18 protein-coding genes and 1 tRNA gene are annotated in these 22,127 nt (G+C 37.4%); 7 read left to right on the forward strand and 12 right to left on the reverse strand.

Features of this window, described 5'->3' with window-relative positions:
- Positions 1-11: 11 nt before the first annotated feature.
- The 8 genes from IEV57_RS04465 to IEV57_RS04500 all read right to left on the reverse strand — a co-directional run bounded on the left by IEV57_RS04465 (position 12) and on the right by IEV57_RS04500 (position 10,657).
- Positions 12-1,487 carry a CoA-acylating methylmalonate-semialdehyde dehydrogenase gene (locus IEV57_RS04465; protein ID WP_188440075.1) on the reverse strand — a complete coding sequence of 492 codons (1,476 nt, stop codon included), beginning with the start codon at positions 1,485-1,487 and terminating at the stop codon, positions 12-14.
- Positions 1,488-1,502: 15 nt separating this feature from the next.
- Positions 1,503-3,086 carry a solute:sodium symporter family transporter gene (locus IEV57_RS04470; RefSeq protein ID WP_188440077.1) on the reverse strand — a complete coding sequence of 528 codons (1,584 nt, stop codon included), beginning with the start codon at positions 3,084-3,086 and terminating at the stop codon, positions 1,503-1,505.
- 44 nt (positions 3,087-3,130) lie between these two features.
- Complete coding sequence (iolD, locus tag IEV57_RS04475) at positions 3,131-4,996, reverse strand: 3D-(3,5/4)-trihydroxycyclohexane-1,2-dione acylhydrolase (decyclizing) (RefSeq protein ID WP_188440079.1); 1,866 nt, start codon at positions 4,994-4,996, stop codon at positions 3,131-3,133.
- 36 nt (positions 4,997-5,032) lie between these two features.
- Positions 5,033-6,043 (reverse strand): 5-dehydro-2-deoxygluconokinase, encoded by a 1,011-nt coding sequence (gene iolC, locus IEV57_RS04480; RefSeq protein WP_188440081.1) that lies wholly within the window; start codon positions 6,041-6,043, stop codon positions 5,033-5,035.
- Positions 6,036-6,923: a 5-deoxy-glucuronate isomerase gene (gene iolB / locus IEV57_RS04485; protein ID WP_188440083.1), complete on the reverse strand. Its 888-nt coding sequence runs from the start codon at positions 6,921-6,923 to the stop codon at positions 6,036-6,038. Before iolB ends, iolC begins: the two co-directional genes overlap by 8 nt.
- Before the next feature lie 34 nt (positions 6,924-6,957).
- Entirely contained in the window at positions 6,958-7,896 is a 939-nt protein-coding gene (locus tag IEV57_RS04490) for a class II fructose-bisphosphate aldolase (RefSeq protein WP_188440085.1), read from the reverse strand.
- A 375-nt stretch (positions 7,897-8,271) separates the two neighbouring features.
- Positions 8,272-9,189, reverse strand: a complete 918-nt coding sequence (gene prs, locus IEV57_RS04495) for a ribose-phosphate diphosphokinase (protein WP_188440087.1) — start codon at positions 9,187-9,189, stop codon at positions 8,272-8,274.
- Complete coding sequence (locus IEV57_RS04500; RefSeq protein WP_188440089.1) at positions 9,176-10,657, reverse strand: nicotinate phosphoribosyltransferase; 1,482 nt, start codon at positions 10,655-10,657, stop codon at positions 9,176-9,178. Before IEV57_RS04500 ends, prs begins: the two co-directional genes overlap by 14 nt.
- A gap of 178 nt (positions 10,658-10,835) precedes the next feature.
- On the opposite strand from IEV57_RS04500, the gene IEV57_RS04505 reads away from it, so the two are divergent.
- From IEV57_RS04505 to IEV57_RS04515, 3 genes are all read left to right on the forward strand, one after another.
- Positions 10,836-11,447: an RNA polymerase sigma factor gene (locus IEV57_RS04505; protein WP_188440091.1), complete on the forward strand. Its 612-nt coding sequence runs from the start codon at positions 10,836-10,838 to the stop codon at positions 11,445-11,447.
- On the forward strand, positions 11,440-12,186 hold the full coding sequence (locus tag IEV57_RS04510) for a tetratricopeptide repeat protein (protein ID WP_188440094.1): 747 nt from the start codon (positions 11,440-11,442) through the stop codon (positions 12,184-12,186). Before IEV57_RS04505 ends, IEV57_RS04510 begins: the two co-directional genes overlap by 8 nt.
- Before the next feature lie 101 nt (positions 12,187-12,287).
- Positions 12,288-13,019: a hypothetical protein gene (locus tag IEV57_RS04515; protein ID WP_188440097.1), complete on the forward strand. Its 732-nt coding sequence runs from the start codon at positions 12,288-12,290 to the stop codon at positions 13,017-13,019.
- Between the two features lie 14 nt (positions 13,020-13,033).
- Here IEV57_RS04515 and IEV57_RS04520 read toward each other — a convergent pair whose 3' ends face one another.
- From IEV57_RS04520 to IEV57_RS04530, 3 genes are all read right to left on the reverse strand, one after another.
- Positions 13,034-15,829, reverse strand: a complete 2,796-nt coding sequence (locus IEV57_RS04520) for a CHAT domain-containing protein (RefSeq protein ID WP_188440099.1) — start codon at positions 15,827-15,829, stop codon at positions 13,034-13,036.
- Between the two features lie 39 nt (positions 15,830-15,868).
- Positions 15,869-16,717: a hypothetical protein gene (locus IEV57_RS04525; RefSeq protein ID WP_188440101.1), complete on the reverse strand. Its 849-nt coding sequence runs from the start codon at positions 16,715-16,717 to the stop codon at positions 15,869-15,871.
- A 160-nt stretch (positions 16,718-16,877) separates the two neighbouring features.
- Positions 16,878-17,684, reverse strand: coding sequence for a DMT family transporter (locus IEV57_RS04530; protein ID WP_188440206.1), 807 nt, complete (start codon positions 17,682-17,684; stop codon positions 16,878-16,880).
- 160 nt (positions 17,685-17,844) lie between these two features.
- Between IEV57_RS04530 and IEV57_RS04535 the strand changes: the two genes are divergently transcribed.
- Complete coding sequence (locus tag IEV57_RS04535) at positions 17,845-18,297, forward strand: peroxiredoxin (RefSeq protein WP_188440103.1); 453 nt, start codon at positions 17,845-17,847, stop codon at positions 18,295-18,297.
- Positions 18,298-18,363: 66 nt separating this feature from the next.
- Here the strand turns inward: IEV57_RS04535 and IEV57_RS04540 are convergent, their stop codons facing one another.
- Entirely contained in the window at positions 18,364-19,023 is a 660-nt protein-coding gene (locus tag IEV57_RS04540; protein WP_188440105.1) for an ABC transporter ATP-binding protein, read from the reverse strand.
- A 138-nt stretch (positions 19,024-19,161) separates the two neighbouring features.
- Between IEV57_RS04540 and sucC the strand changes: the two genes are divergently transcribed.
- The 3 genes from sucC (at position 19,162) to IEV57_RS04555 (ending at position 22,085) form a co-directional block, all read left to right on the forward strand.
- Entirely contained in the window at positions 19,162-20,373 is a 1,212-nt protein-coding gene (sucC, locus tag IEV57_RS04545) for an ADP-forming succinate--CoA ligase subunit beta (RefSeq protein WP_188440107.1), read from the forward strand.
- A gap of 48 nt (positions 20,374-20,421) precedes the next feature.
- Positions 20,422-20,495: transfer RNA gene (locus tag IEV57_RS04550), tRNA-Arg, on the forward strand.
- 366 nt (positions 20,496-20,861) lie between these two features.
- A complete protein-coding gene (locus tag IEV57_RS04555; RefSeq protein ID WP_188440109.1) occupies positions 20,862-22,085 on the forward strand; it encodes a site-specific integrase in 1,224 nt (407 codons plus the stop codon).
- The last annotated feature ends 42 nt before the right edge of the window (positions 22,086-22,127 follow it).

The raw sequence follows: 22,127 nt of genomic DNA on the forward strand, positions 1-22,127 counted from the left end.
TTATATAAAGTTTAAAATTTCCTAGTCCACTCACGAGGCCACCTTTCTATAACTACTTTTGTTTGGGTAAAAAACTCTATCCCATGTCTTCCCTGACCATGTAGATCTCCAAAAAAGCTTTCATTCCATCCACTGAAAGGGAATTGTGCCATGGGTGCTGCTACACCAATATTGATCCCAATATTGCCCGCATCTGCTTCATTTCTAAACTTTCTCGCACTCGCACCACTACTGGTAAAGACACATGCCATGTTACCATAATTATTTGCATTGATAAAAGAAATAGCCTGTTCTATATCTTGCATTGGCAAAAGGCTCATCACAGGGCCAAAAATCTCTGTCTTCACCAACTCCCCTCCTAGAGGCAGTCCTTCTAAGATGGTGGGCGCTATGAAATTCCCTTTTTGATATCCTGAAACCTGATATCCCCTACCATCCAAAAGTAAATTACCTCCTTCCGCAATCCCTTGATCTATCAACATTTCAACCCTTGATTTGCTCTGAGAAGAAATTACAGGCCCCATTTCAACCGATTCATCCAAACCAAATCCTGTGACTTTTTTCTTTGCAGCCTCAAAAACACTTTCTTTAATTCTACCATTAGTATCTCCAACAGTAATGATGTTCGAAGCAGCAAGGCATCTTTGCCCAGCACATCCATATACACTATCGGCAATAATATTTGCGGTTACATCCAAGTCTGCATCAGGCATGATGACTACAGGATTCTTTGCACCTCCCTGTGCTTGGACGCGCTTACCATTGGCGGCTCCTTTGCTGTATATGTATCTGGCAATATTCGTAGAACCGACAAAACTCACCGCCTTTACTTTGGGATGCTCCAACATTGCATCTACGGTCTCCTTGCCACCGTGGACAAGGTTCACCAGTCCGTCTGGAAGCCCGATATTTTCCATCAATTCAAATACCTTCATCATAGTCAAAGGAACCTTCTCTGAGGGCTTGAGAATAAAAGAATTGCCACAAGCAATGGCATAAGGTAAAAACCAAAATGGAATCATTCCAGGGAAATTGAAAGGTGCTATACAAACACATACTCCCAAAGGCTGTCGAATCATAAACTCATCCACACCCCTAGCTATATTTTCCGAAAACTCACTTTGAATCAAAGTAGGAGTAGCACAAGCTGTCTCCACATTTTCTATAGCACGCTGCAATTCTGCTCTAGATTCAACAATCGTTTTACCACATTCGAGGGTAATTATTCTTGAAATTTCTTCTTGATTTTGTTCCAAGAGCACCTTGAGCTTGTACAGTGGCTGAACCCGCTGCATGACGGGTACATTTCTCCATTCCAGATAAGCATCATGGGCGGATTTTACAGCTTCGTCCAGATCCTTTGCTGTACCTATTCCCATGGGAACATGCCCTAATACTTCCTGAGTGGCGGGATTCACGACAGAAGATGCCTGATCAGCTGCACTCTCTACCCATCGGCCATTGATATAGTTTTTAAGTTTTTCCATTCTATTCTTTAAAATTTAAATTGAACCAAATATGATATAGACGGCTATGGTAATGATGACCAAAATGGTGGACACCAATCCCGCATATTTCCACCCTTGCATTTTGTAATTTCCAAGAGGGTATTTTTTTACAATATTTTTTGGTGAAGGAATCAGGTAGGATATCACAAACATGATAGCACAATTGAGCAAAAACTCTATTCCCCAAACATGTACAAAATGAATATCCACTTTCAAAACAAAAGTGACCATGATGTAGAAAGCCAAACCAATGACTAAGGCTACTTTTGCAGCTAGAGCAGTCACTTTTTTGGTTAAAAATCCGGCCAACATGATCGATGCTATTGGTATAAAGAAAATTCCATTAAGCTGTTGCAGCAACTGAAACAATCCTTCTGGAGCATTGGAGACCATTGGAGCTGCTACAATCGCAATGACAGCGAGCACTGTCGCTGACACCTTCCCTGCTCTAACCAAATTTTTGTCAGAGACTTTTGGGAAAATAATCCTCTTGTATATGTCTATGCTAAAAATAGTGGAAGCACTATTTAAAACACTATTGAAAGTGCTCAAAACAGCCCCCATCAACACTGCTGCAAAGACACCTGTGAAACCAACTGGAAGGACTTTTTTGACCAATGCAGGATATACCAGATCTTGATTGTCCATCAATGCATCACCGAAATAATAAAACCCAATAACTCCTGGCAAAACGATAATGAAAGGAACAAACAACTTCAGAGCTCCTGTTAGCAAAAGTCCTTTTTGGGCTTCCACTAAGCTTTTTGCACCCAAAGCACGCTGTAAAATCGTTTGATTCATACACCAGAAATAAATCTGATTGATGATCAACCCTGTGAATAATGTTTCAAAAGGCAATACAGAGTCAGAGTCCCCTATTACGCTGAACTTCTCCGGTGAATGTTCAAAAACTTTGACAATACCATCAACAGGATTCCCATCCCCGATAAAGACCAAGGCAATCAGCGGAATCAAAACCCCACCCAGTAAAAGACCATAACCGTTGATAGTGTCAGAAACAGCAACTGCTTTGAGCCCTCCAAAAATCGCATAGATAGATCCTAAAACCCCTACAAACAATACAGTGATCCAAATTCCTTCCTGATGACTTACGCCCAGTAATTCGGAAATTTCGAAGAGACTCTCAAGATTAATCGCCCCTGTATAAAGTACTATCGGCAATAATGTGACAGCAAATGAAACCAGAAGAAAAAATGCAACCAAAGACCTCGTAGAAGCATCAAATCGCTCTTCTAAATATTGGGGAATCGTGATAAGTCCCATCTTGAGATACTTCGGTACAAAATACAAAGCAGCCAAAATCAAAGCCAAAGCAGAAGTCACTTCCCAAGCAACGATGATAAACCCATTTTTGTAAGAAGACCCATTCATTCCTACCAAATGCTCGGTAGAAATATTCGTCATGATCATAGATCCTGCTATGACTACACCTGTTAGACTTTTACCACCTAAAAAATATCCTTCTTGTGTGGAAAGATTTTCATTTCTGGTTTTGTACCAAGAATAAAAAGCCACGAAGAGTGTAAAGCCTACAAAACTGACGATGGTAAGTACCATTGGATGATTTTTTGGGTTTGGTTGCTAAGGGTAATTTGATCAGATCAATTAAAATATCTCTGCTTCTTTTGGTTTTCCTTCATTTTGCCAAAGGCATCTTTCACAGAATCTTTTTCAGAAACTTCCGATACTGGCACTTCCCACCAGGCATGTCCATACCCAGCAAGTTTTCTTTCTGGCTTCGTTTCTACATAGATCACAGTTGTCTTGCTGTATTCTTTGGCTTGCTTCAAAGCGTCCTTGAGGCTATGATTGTTCTCTGCTTTTATTAATTCTGCTCCCAAGCTTCTCACATTTTCTGCCAAGTCAACTGGCAAAAAACCTCCATCAAGCTGTCCTGTTTCAGGATTTCTGTATTGATAGGAAGTGCCAAAACCTTCTGTTCCGAGTGATTTTGATAAGCCTCCAATACTTGCATAGCCATTGTTATTGATCAAAATAATCGTCAGCTTATAGCCTTCCTGAATGGAAGTGACGATTTCTGTTCCCATCATTAAGTAGCTTCCATCTCCAACCATCACGTATATCTCCCGATCTGGGCAAGCCATCTTTGCTCCAAGACCTCCCGCTATTTCATAACCCATACAAGAAAAACCATATTCAAGGTGAAAACCTTTGGGATCTCGCGTTCTCCAAAGTTTATGAAGATCGCCAGGCAAGCTTCCCGCAGCACATAGAACTACGTCTTTTGGATCAGAGAAATCATTTACTGCTCCTATGACTTCGGATTGATACATCAAGCCCTCGGAATTTGGAAGATAAGCCTCGCTTACTTTTTCATCCCAACTAATATTAAATTCCGCAGCTTTGTTTCTATAAAAAATATCTGTTTCAAAGCCTTCCAAAAGCTTGGAGAGTGCTTCAAGAGTGGCTCGTGCATCCCCTGTCAGCGACAATGCACCGTGTTTGAATGCATCAAATGCAGCGATATTGATATTGATAAATTTGACTTCCTTGTTTTGGAAAGCTGTTTTGGAAGCTGTCGTAAAATCACTGTATCTAGTTCCTATCCCAATAATCAAGTCAGCTTCTGTGCTGTGTACGTTGGCACCTTTTGTTCCCGTAGCACCAGTAGCTCCCAAATTCAAAGGATGATCAAAAGGTAAAGCGCCTTTTCCAGCAAAAGTCTCCCCAACAGGAATACCTGTTTGCTCAATGAAACTTTTCAATTCATCTGTTGCCTCACTGTAGATTACTCCACCTCCTGCGATGATCATCGGTTTTTTCGAATTCCGGATCAGTTCAGCAGCACGTTTTAATAGCTCAAATTCAGGAACTGGCCTTGGGATATACCATATTTTTTCTTCGAAAAAGGACTCTGGGAATTCAAAGGATTCTGCCTGAACATCTTGGGGAAGGCAGATTGTAACTGCCCCTGTTTCATCCTGTGAAGTAAGAACCCGCATTGCTGCCGGCAGAGAATTGATCAATTGTTCGGGTCTATTGATTCTATCCCAGTATTTTGAAATTGGCTTGAAGCAATCATTAACCGATATATCTTGTGTATAGGAAGCTTCCAACTGTTGCAAAACTGGGTCGACTTTTCTTGTTGAAAATATATCCCCAGGTAATAGCAGTACAGGAATTCTATTGATGGTAGCCCCTGCAGCAGCGGTAATCATATTGGTAGCGCCAGGGCCAATGGAAGAAGTGCAAGCAAATGTGGAAAGTCTATTTTTCATTTTGGCAAAAGCAGCAGCAGTGTGTACCATTGCTTGTTCATTTCTACTTTGGTAGAATTTGAAATCTGGCATTTGGTGCAAAGCCTGTCCAATTCCTCCAACATTTCCATGACCAAATATCCCAAAACAACCAGCAAAAAATGGTTGTACGACACCATCCCTTTCTACTTTTTGCATCGTAAGAAACCTGATCAAAGCTTGGGCTACTGTTAGTTTTATTGTGTTCATTGATATTTTCTTCAGTTGGTTAGATAGAATTATTTTTCAAAAACCTCCATGGGACTTTATAAAGGCCATGGATTCATCCAAAGCAGGCATAAAGTTGGCGCAACCTGATTGCAGCACTACTTGAGCTCCACTGGCATTTCCCATCCTGCATGCTTTGTACAAAGACCAGCCTTGCAAATAACCATAGATAAATCCTGAGGCAAAGGCATCCCCTGCTCCAAGTACATTGAGCGGCTCAACTGGAAATCCAGGAACTTCTATTATTTCACCTTTTGAAGTATAGACCGTCACTCCCTGAGCACCTCTTTTGACCAAAAGGATCTCTACCCCTGTCTCCAGAATCGATTGAATAGCTTCATTGACATCCCCGGTGATTTTTGGTGCAGAAATCTGTTGATGCTCGATCGTGATCTGGCTTTGGTCTTTGAGCATGGCCGCCAAAATCTCCTCTTCGGTTCCTATCGCAATTTTCACTTTTGGCAAAATCGCCCTGACATTGAGCCCAAATGCTCTCACATCATGCCACTGATCTGCCCTGAAGTCAATATCCAAAACCACAGGAACATTTTCAGAATAAGCCTTTTCTACAGAGAAAAAAACTGTTGACTTACTCGGTTCTTTACTCAAAGCGGTAGCTGAGATTTCAACCAATCTGTAGTCTTCAAAAGCTATTTGCAAGGCATGATCGATAGTGATTTGAATATCCGCACAATTATCTCTGTAGTAGACCAATGGAAACCTATCAGGTGGCTGAATACCCAATACTACAGCACTGCTTCTGGCTCCGGGAATCCGCACCACGTGATTGGTGTCAATTTTTTCCTTTTCAAGAAAATTCAAAATAAAATCTCCTACCTTATCCTCTCCCACCCCAGTGAACAAAGAACAGTTCAAGCCCAACCTGGAACATCCGGTAGCAATATTCAAGGGAGAACCACCAACAAAAGCATCAAAGCCTTTGATATCTACAAAATCAGCACCTACCTGTTGGCTGTAAAGGTCAATAGAAGAGCGACCGATCGTTAGTACATCTTTTTGCTTATCCATTTTTACCATTCATTTCAGCAGTGACCATTGGGATTCTAGCATCCTTACCTTTCCATGAATCAAAGATCCAAGTATGGTCTGGATCTGGTGTATTGGCAAGCGACTGATCACTGCCTGTAAGGAAATTCAGATAATAAACATTGTATCCGTGACCAGCTACAACAGGATGGTAACCTTTTGGGACCAACACAACATCATTATTTCTAGCTACAGCGATCTCGTCCAAACTTCTATCTTGGGTATAAATCTGCTGAATTGCATAGCCTTGGGGCTTGTCAATCTTGTAGAAATAAGTCTCTTCCAACCTCGCTTCCAATAAGTTCCCATCTTTATCAAGGATCCTTTCGTCGTGTTTGTGCGCTGGAAAAGAACTCCAATTGCCCGAGGGTGTATACACTTCTACCGCTACGAGTCGATGACATGGCGCTCCTGGACCTAGGAGATCATTAATCTGTCTGGTGGCATTATCACCACCCCTGATTTCGATTTGAACCATTTCGGGGGTTTTGAAATAAGGTGAAAAATCTCTGTCAGTCTCACACCATCCACAAGCGATGTCGAGAAAATCAGAATCAGCTTTCAATTCGAAATTGGTATTTCGCGGAAGATAAAGTGTATGGGCTATTCCAGAAAAAACATCTTTTCTACCGTTTTTCGTCTGCCATGAACCTTTGTCAGAATCTACACTGAAATCCCCTGAAAGTAGAACAATCGCGTATTCATTTTCCCCTGTAAAACCTTTCCAAACTTCAGCCTTTTTCATCAATCGGGCTTCAAAGTTCAAAAGCTCCCAATTTCCATCTTCCTTGGTAATCTTTTGATAGATTCCTTGGGTCGCTATGGGTTTTGCCAACAGTGGGTATTTTTTGTCTCTTTTCATTGGGTATATTGTTAATATTTCTGGATTCTAAGTTTCAATTGAAATTCTTTGCTTTTCCTGTGGAACCCAGCAGATCAAATTTTCTTAAAATCGTCTCAATCAATTCATTTCTGTAAATTTTACCGGGAATAATGGGATCGAATAAATCAGGCTTTTGGTGGAAAAATTCCCTATGAACACCAGTCCAAAGTACCCTGAGGTCTGTAGCAATGTTCACTTTGCACACCCCTAGTTGGATTGCTTGTTTTATTTCTTCGTCGGAAACTCCTCTGCTTCCAGTTTTGATATTGCCACCGAATTTGTTGATCCTCTGTACTTCATTTTGATTGACAGATGAACCTCCATGCAGAACCAAAGGAAATCTTGGTAGTAGTGATTGTATTTTTTCTAAAATATCGAATCGAATCCCTTGGTTTCCTGAAAATTTATAAGCTCCGTGACTGGTACCTACTGCTATAGCCAAGCTGTCACATTTCGTCTTGGTCACAAAATCCAACACTTCTTCTGGCTTGGTATATTTGGCAAGAGAATCTTCTATCTCCATATCATCTTCTATCCCACTGAGGACACCCAACTCCGCTTCCACAGGAATACCTAATGCATGAGCTTTTCTGACGACCTCAGAAGTCCTTTTTACATCCGTTGAAAAAATATCATGTGAAGCATCGATCATCACGGAAGAGTACTGTCCTGAATCTAAAGCTGCTTCTATATGTGGCTCGTTGCCATGATCTAAATGAAGTGAATAAACTACCTTTGGAAACATCCTTGAAGCCGTAGCAATCATAGAAAGGATCATTTCCGCACCAGCATATTCTCTAGCGACGGGAGTCGTCTGAATGATCACAGGAGATTCCGCTTTTTCAGCTGCTTCAAAAACCGCCAAAACCTGCTCCATCGTAAAAACATTGATGGCAGCCAAAGCATATTTTCCATAGCAGTCATTGAGGAGTGTCTGGGTTTTGACTTTCATTATTTTGGGTTGTATTTATTATACAATACAACATGAAAAACACCAAATATGAAAGGTTCTAATCAAATAGTAATGTGCAAAGGTTTGCATAGATGAAATATCAAATTATCGGCAACAATTCAGATATGCTTTTTCAAAAAAGTTCTTGGTCTATCCTAACCCATTTCTTCTAGTATCTAACTAAAATAATCTCAAAAACATTTCTGGAATACTGAGAATACTTAGCCACTAGTTAAACTGTAATCTGATGTCATAGCGGATAATCATGATTCTCTCAAAGTCTAACTAATCTTTGGTATTACTGTCCGCTATAATTCAAAAGATAAAAGCATGTATTGATATAAAAAATCACTACAAATCATGTCATACGCTATCTCACTTCAACTCCTCTACAATCAAATCTGCTATGGTCTCTACTCTCAGCATGTCTGATTCTAGGGCATAGCTGTTGATATGGGTATCTGTCGTGATTACCTTTTCGATGACACCTGAGGCTTTGATTTTATCTAGAGCATCATTATTAAACAAACCGTGAGTGGTGATTGTGAAGATTTTATTTGCGCCAGCTTCCTTGTAGGCTTTGGCAGCATTGATCAAAGATCCACCTGTTCGGATCATATCATCATAGATGACTACATCTTTCCCCTCAACATCGGCTGAGATGCTGGTAACTTCTGTTTTGTCTCCAGATACTCTTCTTTTGAAAACAAAAGCAGCATTTACTCCCATATCATTTGCCAAAGACTCAACCCACTTGGCGCGGCCTGCATCCGTACAAGCCATCACAAATCCAGGTGCCGCCAACTCCAATGCCACTTTGGTTACAATAGATTTACAGTACACGTGATTGATCAAAACCTGACCTTCGAAATAGTGTGGAATCCCTTCAGAGTGCAAATCAAAAAACATGAAATGATTTCCCTGACTTGTTCTAGGTAGAGAGGAAAACATCACAGCACGGGATTTAGCGGTGACCACCTCCCCTTTTTTGACTGCCCTTTCCATGGTGGAATAGCCGAAATATGGAAAAATGATAAAGATGGATTTTGCTCCATATTTAATTAATGCATGGGCCAAGTCATAGATTTCTAGTGTATCTGAATCAGAAATAGTCCCACCAATCAATACGACATTTCTCTCGTAAACATCCGTCAAAATCCGCTGATAACGTTCACCATCTGGAAACTGCTTCACTTCAATTTCACCCTTGTCAAAGTCTCCGACTTTTAAAACACGCTCTCTGAGATAGCTGTATGCTTGCGTTGAAAAGATGATTTTTTTATTCTTGATCATAGTTTTTCATTTTGAAAACAAGGTCTGTCCGCAATTGATAGAGGTTTTCCTCCAAACCAACAGGATAGACATGAGGATTGGTCAGTCGCTTATGTGTTTTGTCAAAGCACTGTAAATTATCTTTGGTATTTTGTTTAATAGCTTCTATAGGTGGACAAACATAAACTTGCTGCCCTGCTTTAAAAATTGGTTTCAAAAGCTTATACTCTTCTAAATCTCCTAAATTCAATCTTTTCCTCTTTGTTGAATCTATAGGGTCAATGATCATTACAGATGATTTATTATCAACATCCTCTTGTAGAAAAATCATATCAGCCACTGCCCTTCCATTTCGCAAAAATCTGCTGATCTGATGTTCTCCAGGGATATTAATTTTAATAGATTGTTGAGAAACTTTGACCTTTGGTTCCCAAACCCCTTCCTTATTTTTGATTGCTGCTAATTTATATACCGCACCCAATGCAGGTTGGTCGTAAGCAGTGACTAACTTAGTCCCTACTCCCCAGACACTTATTGAAGCTTCTTGGATTTTCAAAGAGGTAATAATATGTTCGTCCAAATCGTTGCTTGCCACCACTTTTGCATCAGGAAAACCAGCTTCATCGAGCATCTCTCTTGCTATATTAGAAAAATAAGCCAAATCGCCAGAGTCGATCCTGACTCCTAACATTTCCTTGCCATTTTCTCTCAGGATCTTACCAACTTCGATGGCGTTTCGAATTCCATTGACCGTATCGTAAGTATCTACTAAGAAAATACATTTCTCAGGAAAAGCATCTGCATAAGCTTTAAAGGCTTCCAATTCTGTATCAAATGACATGATCCAACTGTGGGCATGTGTTCCTGAAACAGGAATTCCAAAAAGCTTGCCTGCCATCACATTGCTAGTTGCTGAGCAACCGCCAATATAGGATGCGCGGCTTGCTGCCAAAGCGCCATCAATTCCTTGAGCTCTTCTCAAGCCAAACTCTAAAACAGAATCACCTTTTGCTGCCAAAACTACCCTTGCTGCTTTTGTAGCAATCAAAGTCTGGAAATTGATGATATTCAGCAAGGCAGTCTCCAATAGTTGACACTGAATCAAAGGCCCTTTAACCCTAATCAGTGGCGTATGCGGAAAGACTACGGTTCCTTCTTCTACAGCGTCTATGTCACAGCTGAATTTCATTTCTTTGAGATAATCCAAAAAATCAGGGACAAAAACAGGGCTTCCATCTGAGTTTTTCATATTCCCCAGATAGCTGAGATCATCTTCATTGAAGGTGAAATTATTGCAAAAATCAACTACATATTCTAATCCTGCTGCAATGGTAAAACCGCTTTGAAAAGGGTGTTTTCGAAAGAAAAGATTAAATACTGCTTCTTGTTCTGACTTTCCTGATTTCCAGTAAGCATAAGCCATGGTGAGCTGATAAAAATCTGTCAAAAGTGCAAGTGAGCCCTGATACAGGTCCTTTGTAATCTTCATAAGGTTTGTGTTTGTGTTCAAATTTAAGGTAAATTGAGATCAAAAACCCTGAAAAAATGATTTTATGCTATGTTTGGTATATTTTAAAGGAATTATGGCAAAAAGATTGTGCTTTAAACAAATTCTGAAAATTCTTATTACATTTTTGAAACTTACTTCGACTTATAAATAGAACTGAATGAAGCTATCTAAAACTTATTCTGAAAATTCGATTCTTGATGACATTAAGGCCGGCGGAAGTCAACTTAACAAAGCATTAGGCTTTATGTATTCGTCGTATTATGGACTCTTGGAAAGCATCATTCTCAAGAACAGTGGAAACGAGGATGACGCAGCAGACGTAATTCAAGACACGTTTTTGGCTTTTGTGAAAATGGTACAAGATGGGAGATTCCGTAAAGAGGCTGGCGTAAAATCCATGCTTTACAGTATCGTGCGAAATCTTTGGATCACAGAAATAAGGAAAAGAAAAAGTACTCAGAATAGACATGAAATATTTGAGCAGGGTAATGATGTCGAGGTGGAAGGAGTTAGTGTAGAAATAGAGAAAATTGAAAACCAAAAATTGATATTATCACTTTTTGAATCAATTGGTAAGAAGTGTAAAAGCATTTTAATTTCATTCTACTATGAAAACCTGTCAATGAAAGATATTATGGAAAAGGAGGATTTTTCAAGCGAGCAAGTTTTGAGAAACAAGAAATATAAGTGTTTGAAATCCTTAATTGAAAAAGTAAATGGGAATGTAATATTGGCTAAATCTGTAAAAAATGCGCTCCAAAATGATTGATGATAAAAATATTACCCGCCTTGATGCCTATTTAGACAATAAGCTTTCTGAAGAAGAAAAAAACTTACTTCTACAAGAACTGAAGGAAAATGCAGCGTTGAATGAACTTTTGGAATTATTAAAGATATCTAGAGAAAGCATCGAATTAGGAGGATTGAAAAATCAAATTCAATCAGTCCAAAAAGAATATCTCAAAATCAGAGCTACTCAAGTTGTCAAAATCAAACCGTCCACTTGGTGGATTGGGGTGGCTGCGTCTATTTCCCTTTTCATACTTATTGGAAACTTTTGGATTCAAAAATTACCATCTCAACTTATTGAAGACAATTACATTTCTTACGAAATATCAACCATGCGTTCATCTGAAATCCCTTTGAGCGTATTAGAAAATGATTTCAAAAACAAAGCGTGGACGAGTATTCTGTCTGCTGTTCCTCAAAACTCCGAAAATCAATCAGAAGTATTTTTGGCTGGTATAGCTGCATATGAACTAGGAGATTTTGAAAGTGCTATTGAATATTTGGAACGTGTGATTCAGCTCAATCAAGACTTAAGTGATAGGTATTTTCACGACGAAGCAGAGTATTATTTAAGTCTCTCACTATTGAAGTTAGAAAAATATGATAATGCATTAGTATTGTTTGAAAAAATAAATTTGGATGAAAATCACATTTATCATGGGATATTTACCAATTCTGATTTATTAAAACTTAAGGTTTTGACCTGGGTGAAAAATTAGTACAGTTATTGTAAAATAAAATTTCAAAAAAAAAACCACATAATTGATTACATCATGAAGATCTGTTTCGACAAATTCATGAAACTAAAATTAAAACTATTATGAAAATCACAAAACACATTTTAACAACATTTGTCTTAGCGGCAGCATTCGCTTTCACATCTTGTAACAATGACGATGAGCTTCCAGGTACTGGGGAAGGTAGATTAGGTTTCGCATTTGTTTTAAATAATGGCGGAACAAGTTCAGCAAATGGAAGAGTGGCTAACAGCAACTTGACAATCGAAAATGGTTTCATTCAAATCAAAGAATTGGAGTTTGAAGTAGAAGGAAGAAACGAAATGGGCATCTTCTCTAGAGAATTCGAAATTGAATTTAATGAAATCAGAAAAGTAACATTTGATGAATTTGATGAATCTTCTGACTTCTTTATCAATATTGAAGCTGGTGAGTATAAAGAAATTGAGTTAGAACTTGATTTGATAGATTACAGAAATGAGCCCTCTATCTATATCGAAGGATCTTATGCTTTTGAAGATGGTTCTACAACGCCAGTTGTCTTTGAATACTACGGCGATGAAATTGACTTCGAGGTGGAAATAGAAAGTGATGACGAAGAGTTTTTCACTGTCGATGCACAAAACAATCCTTTGGCACTTTTTGAAATAAGTGCAGTAAACTGGTTCAGAGGAGTTACAGATGCAGACTTTGAGAATGCTGAGGTTGTAGATGGCGTTATCTTAATCAATAAAGATAATAACACAAGCATCTACAACAGAGTCAAAAACAACATCGACGAGTTTGCAGATATTGAAATAGAATTGAAAAACTAATTGGAAAAGTTTGTTTAATCCCACATTAAATCCATCCCTTTTGGGGTGGATTTTTTTTGTTTAAGATAAAATAAAAGCAAAAGAGCACTAAGCAGAATGGCAATCACATACCATATAATTGATTTCATATTATTCCTTGGTTGATGATTACCAATAAATACCAAATGACTCCAAAAAGAGGGATGATGAAATTGGCTCATTTGAGGGTCATTCAAAAGATCCAATTGTGCCAAGCGCAATGCATCAGCATATCCACTTCCCTTGTCAAGGTGATGATAGAATCTGGTTGAAATATATGCTGTTGCCAGATCTTCTGCCTTCCATAATGTGGTGACAATATTTGGGCAACCTGCGAAAGAAAAAGCGCGAGAAATACTCAAAACACCCTCACTTTGACTGATTAATCCTGCATTAGTCTCACAAGCACTCAAAAATACTAGCGAAGTACTTTCTAAGTCAAGATTGTAGATTTCATGAGTAAAAAGCCGACTTGAATTATCTCCCGGGTAAAAAGCTATAAATGCTTGACTGGGGTCATTGGGATCAGAGAGCGCATGTGTTGCCAAATGAATGATTTCAGAGTTTGGGGCAATTTCCAGAAACTGCTGCTTTGTGGCTAATTCATCACTGAATTTGTTTTCGGATATGGCATCAATTTCTATCTGGGACTGGGGTAATTGATTTAGAGAAATATCATCGTCAGACCAAAAATTAGCTGAGAAGGGTGCAAATGCGATCTTGTTCTCATTTGAAAATTTTAAGTTTTTTATTTCAGTCAAAAACTCTACTGAATATTGGTAAGAGATTGTGAACTGTTCGACCAAGAATTTTCCACTTTCTGTTTCTAATGCTGCAAAAGGTAAATCCATCAAAACCCCGTGCGGAATAATTATCAAATTGCTGTATTTGCTCCATTCAACATCCGGTAGCGAAAAAAGCTGTTCATGTAATTTTGCTCCCAAGTTTCCTTTTTGATAGCGCACTCCCGGCTGATACTCTTTTAAAGCTCTCTTGAATTCCTTTAAATTGTTTGATAGTTCCTCCTTCTTTTCTATTCTATCGACAGTTAATTTTTTGTTGTCTAGGAGAAAAATATAGATTTCTTCATCAGTTTCAAAAAAAGAAACCAAAGCTGAATTCCTATCTAAAATATTATTTTGAATTGATTTTATATCAAAACTCTCGTCGGCAAGCTTCGCTTGCATGTATTCAGGAATTTCATTGAGTTGATCGATCAATCTGGAAAGTGCAAGTCTACTAGATCGAAGTTCAGCTTGATATTGTTCAATTAGATTATTGTCATTCGTGGCAGAGATTTGCTGTTGAAGTCTTGAAATGGAAAATTGTAAATCTCTCTCCTTCTGCAATAAATCAGTTGGCAATTCAAGGTTTCTCTTTACTTTTTTTTCTTTAAGACTTAAGTCCAGTGATGTTGCTTTATTTTTTTCTACCCATTCAAACAACAATACAAGATCTTCATAATTGCCAGAGATTTGATATAGATTATAAAGGTATTTGATTGCATCTTCATACGCTTTCAGTGCATAATCAGCAAGAAAGATTCTGGCTTCATCGTTATCATAATAATTTGCGATTTGAAAAGCAATGTTAAAAGCAGTTTGAAAAGTCTCGATTGAGGCCTTTCTATATTTTTCATCTTTGGTTTGAAGATAGAGCTCCATGAGCGAATTGGCTTTTCTACTCACACTTTCAAATAACTGGAAGGTAGCAAACCCAAGACTGAATTCCAATGGATTTGAAAGCACATTTCCATTTTCAAAAACACCATCAATTTCAATAATCGATTGATGGAAGAATTTAATTGCATCTTCAAATTTGCGTTCTTCAAAAGCTATTTTCCCTAGAAGTAGAAATGTATTTCCTAGTTGAAAATTATTCTCTCTAATACCTGAATTCGTTTTTATCAATTCTTTTAAAATTTCTTTAGAGCTCTCAAAGTCATTTTTCAAAAAAGAAACTTCGGCCAATTGATTTTGAAAGGAAATTGAGTTTTTAATTTCTTCGGAGGATATTAAATTCAAATAATAGAATGCAGAGTCAGGTTCTGATTTTTCGAGATAGACTTCAGAAATTTGAGAAAGTGCACGGTCATCGTTTAGCCCAAAAGAGAGCATATCTTGATATATTTTCAAAGCACTATCCAGTTGACTCAAGCCCATCAAGGAAGAACCGATGTTATTCAAAAAAGAGTATTCAGCATATTGAAGATATTCATCTAATTCCGAGAACGATTTATCTCCTACTGAAAGATCCCTAGCTTGATTAAAATAATTAATTGATTGAATATAATTACCAGATTCATAATAAATTACTCCAAGCGAATTATAAAGCCTTGAAGCTTCGAGTTTAGAGTTCTTTTTACTTAATAATTTTTCTGCATTTTTTAGGAAGAAAATACTGCTATCGGCCTTTGAAACTCGATAATATGATTCCCCTAAAAACAAATTGCTCGCAAAAAATAAAGTATCCAAAACTTCCTCTTTGTAATTAAAAAATACCCCCTCTCTATAAGCAGATATCGCTTTTTCAAAATCATTATTTATCAAATAAAGATTTCCAACCTTTTCGTAGATATCCAGAATAACTTCACTTGAGAGAGAAGTATTCAAGGGATCATTCATGATCTGAGTTAAAAAATCCAATGCGATGCTATCCGACTCAGCTGTTGGTTGTGGAGATTCATAGTAGGCAATTGCCTGATTATATTTGGTTAATAAGGCCTGCTCTTGAGTCGGATTATTCGCTTGAATAGCTAGAAATAAAAAAAGAAAAAAGATCCTTAGAAACATTGTACAGAGGTTGATTCAACTTGTACAATGTTACTTATTTTATTGTAATCTGGCAACAATAATCAAATAGGGAGGTCGTGGTTTTACCCTCAAATTATCTTGTGCAAGCCTGGCATTCAAATAAGAATTTGAATTATTAAGACCCAAAAGTTGGTTATTTTTCTCTTCAACTTCATCTATAAGACTTTGTGGAACTTCTGTCAATGTTTCAAAATAAAACAACCTTAAATCCAGAGAATTCAAAGCGCTCAAGCTATTGTCATTTAATCTGTAATACATAGTCACATCCAAAGTAGAACCATTGGCTGGGTTGATACCAAAAGCATTATTTGAAACAGTTTGCTCTAAATCAATTTCTCCTGTCGAGGCACTAACCTCAATTCCAATATCTGACAAATCTGTTCCATCTGGACCATCTTCATCAAATTTACAATCATCATCGCCATCATCATCGTCTTCGGGGCAGGGTGATATCCCAGATGAATCTCCGTTGAAGACTGGAAAAGCAATCAGTTCTTGTTGATCTAAGACATAAATTTTATCTAAATAATTAACCCCTGAAATTACGATATCCAATTCACAACTCTGATCACTATTAGCAGGAGTAAAAGAGACTCTGTATTTCAATCCAGTCTCACTGGCATTGATGTCAATCTCTCCAGTTAACGAATCTAACGCAAGACCTTCGGGAATAGAAGAAAAAATTCCGTTCAAATTCTGTTGTGGAAGGATTTTATTACTGGATGCATCATTGATATAGAAAACCGTGTCAGGGTAAGAAAACGCTTCACATATTGCATTTAGATTTCTTTCATTGGGATCTACTCTTTTGCAAGAGATAAAAGCAAGAATACTTAAGCTTAATAATATTGTGAGCGTCTTATTCATTATAAAATGGATTAATGTTCCTTATAAGTCGAATCAAATAAGATTTTTGTAATCAGAAAATTCAAACTTTTTAAATTTATTTTTTAACAAGCTTGTCATGATAATAATTCTAATAAGAGATAAACTCTAGAAAATTAGACTCTGTTTTCATTTTCAAGTGTTACTTTTTGGATGTTACATTCAAGAGTACTCCTGCTAGCACAAGTATCATTCCCATGTAAGTCATCAGGCTATACGTTTCATCGAATAGTAAGAAGCCAAAACTCAAAGCATAAATGATGGTCACATAACTTAAGCTGGCTACTTTTGATAAATTGGCGTTTTGGTAGGCTAAAGTCATGAAATACTGCGCAGCTTGCGTCAAAACTCCTACGATGATTAATATTAGCCAATCTTTTCCTACAGGTGTAATCCAATAAAAGTAAGACAAGACAGCTGCGATCGGAGTCGTTATCAAAGGAAAATAAAACATGATTACAAGTGGGTGTTCTGAGTTTTTCAGTTTTCTAATCACATTATAAGCAATACCCATGGCTAGCGATGCAATCAATCCAATACCCAAATCGAAGGAAGTAATTCTAGGATCAAAACCCTCAATAATCACTACACCTATAAAAGAAACCCCAAAATAAAGGTATTTCCGCTTTGCAACTTTTTCCTTTACTATAAAAATCCCTAAGATGGTGGTGAAGATTGGAGCTAAGTAATTTATGGTAACTGCACTAGCAAGAGGTATGGTTTGAAGGTTATAAAAGAAAGCCATCAAACCAATAGACCCAGCAATCCCACGTGTGATCAGCAATTTCTTGTTATTACCAAAAAGAGGGACATTGATTCTTTTGAGTGCAAAATAGGTCATGAAAAAACTCATCACGGACCTAAACAGAATAATTTCTATAGCGGGAATATGAGGAATCATTTTCACTGCGACATTCATCAGTGAAAACAAAAGACCTGCCAATAGCATGTGCTGAACACTTTTCTTACTCAAAATCAGTGGGAATTAAATGGTAGAGTTTTTGATTAAAGGTGAAACTCTTGAGAATAGTTCCTCAATAAAACTCTTGAAAACATTGTTATCAAGAAGCTGTTGTCTATACAAGCACAAATTAAAAATCATAACCCTTATGGCACTTAAGAAAGGACAAAAAGCTCCCAATTTTACCTTACCTTCTACCTCAGGTGAAAAATTCACACTGAACAAAAATGCATCGGGAAAAGCGTGTATCATTTATTTTTATCCGAAAGACTATACCAAAGTCTGTACAGCCGAAGCATGTGTTTTTCGAGATCAATTTGCTGCTTTTCGGGAATTAGATATCCCAGTATATGGCATCAGTCGTGATTCTATCGAGACACATTTAAAGTTTCAAAAAGAATTTAATTTACCTTTTGACCTATTGAGTGACCAAAAAGGTGATGTTTGCAAAGCTTATGACGCATTGATTCCACTGGTCAGAATGCCAAAACGAGTAACTTATCTACTCGATAGTTATCATCTCGTACAAGGTGTATTTTCAGATATGTTTGAATCAAAAAAACACGTAGACGAAATGCTGGCGATTCTTCAAAAGAAATAACATAAAAATGTTTTATTGATCTTGAGCCTTTGAATTGTTTAGCATAAATGTAGATTTCAAGCTTTTCTAAATCCCAGAAACAATTTTCCCATCCTGCATGGTTAGCATCCTGTCTGCCATTTGAGCAAGTTCTTGATTGTGCGTAACGATCACGAATGATTGACCAAATTCATCTCTCAGTCTAAAAAATAGCTCGTGTAAGTCTTGAGCACTTTTGGAATCCAAATTCCCACTTGGTTCATCTGCAAAAATTATCTTGGGATCATTGATTAGCGCTCTAGCCACTGCAACTCTTTGTTGCTCTCCACCAGAAAGTTCTGATGGTTTGTGCTCTAATCTGCTTTCCACGCCCAAAATTGTAGCCAATTCGAAGGCTCTTTTCTTCAATTCTTTTTCATCCCTACCTGCTATCAAGCCGGGAATAATAATATTTTCTTCTGCGTTGAATTCAGGCAAAAGATTGTGGAATTGGAAAATAAAACCGATTTCAAGATTTCTGAATTCTGCAAGTTTGTCACCTTTCAACTTGGTGATATTGGTTTCCCCTACTTTGACCTCGCCTTTGTCTGCTTCATCAAGTGTGCCCAAAATATGTAAAAGTGTACTTTTCCCTGCTCCAGATGCACCGACTATAGACACCACCTCTCCGCGACTGATCGTAACATCCACACCCTTAAGCACATGGAGGTCTCCATAAAATTTCTCTATTCCTTTAGCTATCAGCATATCCATTTCTTAATCTAGTCAAATTTATAACGAGCATTCGGATTTGCCTCAAAAATGCTAATTATTTACCAAATGAGACTTTTTTTAACTTGAAAAATCGACTTGAAGGCCTTAACTTCGTGCAAAAATTTCACAAGAATGAATATACACGAATATCAAGCAAAAGAAGTTTTAAAGAGTTATGGTGTTAAAATTCAGGAAGGCATCGTAGCAGATACACCTGAAGCAGCACTTGAAGCGGCCAAAAAACTCAATGCAGAGACTGGCACTTCATGGTATGTGTTGAAAGCACAAATCCATGCCGGTGGACGTGGAAAGGGTAAAGTTCAAGAAACAGATTCCAACGGAGTGGTTCTTGCCAAGAAATTGGAAGATGTAGCTGAAAAAGCCAAAAACATTCTTGGAGGTACTTTGGTGACGATCCAAACAGGTTCTGAAGGTAAAAAAGTTAATAAGATTCTTGTAGCTGAGGATGTGTATTATCCTGGTGCTTCAGAACCAAAGGAATATTATCTCTCTATCCTTTTGGACAGAGCTAAAGGTTGCAATGTGATCATGGCTTCTACAGAAGGTGGGATGGATATTGAAGAAGTAGCAGAAAAAACTCCAGAGAAAATCATCAAAGAATGGGTAGATCCTAAAGTAGGTCTTCAAGGTTTCCAAGCTAGAAAAGTAGCTTTCAAACTAGGCCTTGAAGGAAACGCGTTCAAAGAAATGGTGAAATTCATCACTGCACTTTATGCTGCTTATGAAGGAACTGATTCTTCTCAATTTGAAATCAATCCTGTATTGAAAACATCTGATGATAAAATTTTGGCAGTAGATGCTAAAGTTAATATAGATGACAATGCACTTTATAGACAAAAGAATCTTGCCGCAATGAGAGATATTGCTGAAGAAGATCCTTTGGAAGTAGAAGCAGCTGAATCTGGTCTAAACTATGTGAAACTTGACGGAAACGTAGGTTGCATGGTAAATGGTGCTGGACTTGCGATGGCGACTATGGATATGATTAAGCTTTCTGGTGGTGAACCTGCTAACTTCCTTGATGTAGGTGGCGGGGCCAATGCAACTACAGTAGAAGCTGGATTTAGAATCATCTTGAAAGATCCAAACGTAAAAGCAATCTTGATCAATGTGTTCGGTGGTATCGTAAGATGTGACAGAATCGCAAATGGTGTGGTAGAAGCTTACAAATCAATTGGTGATATTCGTGTTCCAATTATCGTAAGACTTCAAGGAACGAATGCTGAAGAAGGTGCAAAAATCATCGATGAATCAGGATTGAAAGTTTCTTCTGCTATTACTTTGAAAGAAGCAGCAGAAAAAGTAAAAGAAGCAATTGCCTAATTTGAAATTATATAAAAAGGGATTGAATTGATTTCAGTCCCTTTTCACGCGCTCGTAGTTCAACTGGATAGAATATCAGATTTCGGCTCTGAGGGTTGAGGGTTCGAATCCTTCCGAGCGCACTAAAGTTGCCATTAGATCTTTCAAAATTGATTTTTTCGATTCGATTTTGAAAGATCTAAAAAAGTAAAAATAATCTAAAAAGTGCCAAATTGAGTAATTAGAGCACTTTATTTATCAAATATTTGTTTAAAATTCTTTCAAAAGCCCCCTCGGATGACGAGGTGGGCTTTTTGATTTTTGGTCTAAAAACAACCAAATTTTTCAAAAATCCATCTATTTAAGTTGCGTCATCCGTGGCGTCATTTTTTTTAGAAAAAAAGACGCAACGAAACATGGATAATAAACTGATAATAAGCATGTTCCAAGAGCGAACATCTTGTGTTAAAAACACCATTTTAGTATGTTTAAATAATAAAAAAAACGTCATGTTAGATTCAAGCTTCGGAATGTTTTTCTTTTTGAAATCCTCCAAATCAAAAAAATCTCAAAACTCATTTATCTATGTCAGAATTACAGTAGATAAATTCTCAGTAGAATTATCGACAAAGCGGAAATGGACTCCTACCAAATGGAATAGTAGGTTAGGTCGAGCTGATGGTAAAACTGAGGATGTCAAAACCCTCAATGCTTTCTTAGATTCATTTCAAATAAAAATATTGCAGGCAAAGAAACATCTCATGGATACAGAAAAAGATATTTCTGCCATGAATATAAAGAATGTATTGCTTGGCATAACAGACGATCGAAAGATGATCTTAGAAATATTTCAAGAACACAATGAAAGAATGAAAAGTCTGGTTGGAAAAGAATTCGCTCAAGGAACATTCAAAAGATATATGACAGCTTTTAGGCATACCCGTGCCTTTATCCAATGGAAGTTTGGAAGAGAAGATATTGAAATTCGAAAATTAAATTACGAGTTTTTGGCCGATTACTCCTATTGGTTTAGAAGTGTTAAAAACTGCAGTCATAATACCACCGTTAAATATTTAATTTATTTCAAAAAAATAGTTTTACTCTGTGTCAAAAAAGGTTGGATACTTCGTGATCCTTTTATAGGATTTAATTTAGCCAGTAAAGAAGTGGTAAGAGATATCCTCACCAAAGAGGAACTCGATAGAATAAAATCGAAAGAGTTTTCAATATTCAGGTTAGATAACGTTAGAGATATATTTCTCTTCTCCTGTTTTACAGGACTAGCCTATATAGATGTGAAAAACCTGAAAAGAAATCAGGTCATAAATGGTATTGATGGTGAAAAATGGATATTTACCCAAAGACAAAAAACCCAATCTCCAACTCGCTTGCCATTGTTACCAAAAGCATTGGAGATCGTAGATAAATACAAAGATCATCCCGAATGTTCCGCTAATGGAAATGTTCTTCCTGTATTGAGCAATCAAAAAATGAATGCATACTTAAAAGAAATTGCTGATATCTGCGGAATAGAAAAGCCTTTGACTTTTCATATAGCAAGGCATACTTTTGCTACAACTGTAACCCTAAGCAATGGTGTACCTTTAGAGACTGTTTCAAAAATGCTAGGGCACAAATCTCTTAAACAAACCCAACATTATGCGAAAATTATAGATTTGAAAATCAGCCAAGATATGCAGGCCTTAAAGAAGGTTTTGGAAGATTCTCAATAATAAGGATAGGGAAAAGTGTTGAAATTAATATTAAGCTTTTTC

The sequence above is a fragment of the Belliella aquatica genome (genome assembly GCF_014637795.1).
In the GTDB taxonomy this organism is placed as follows: Bacteria; Bacteroidota; Bacteroidia; order Cytophagales; family Cyclobacteriaceae; genus Belliella; species Belliella aquatica.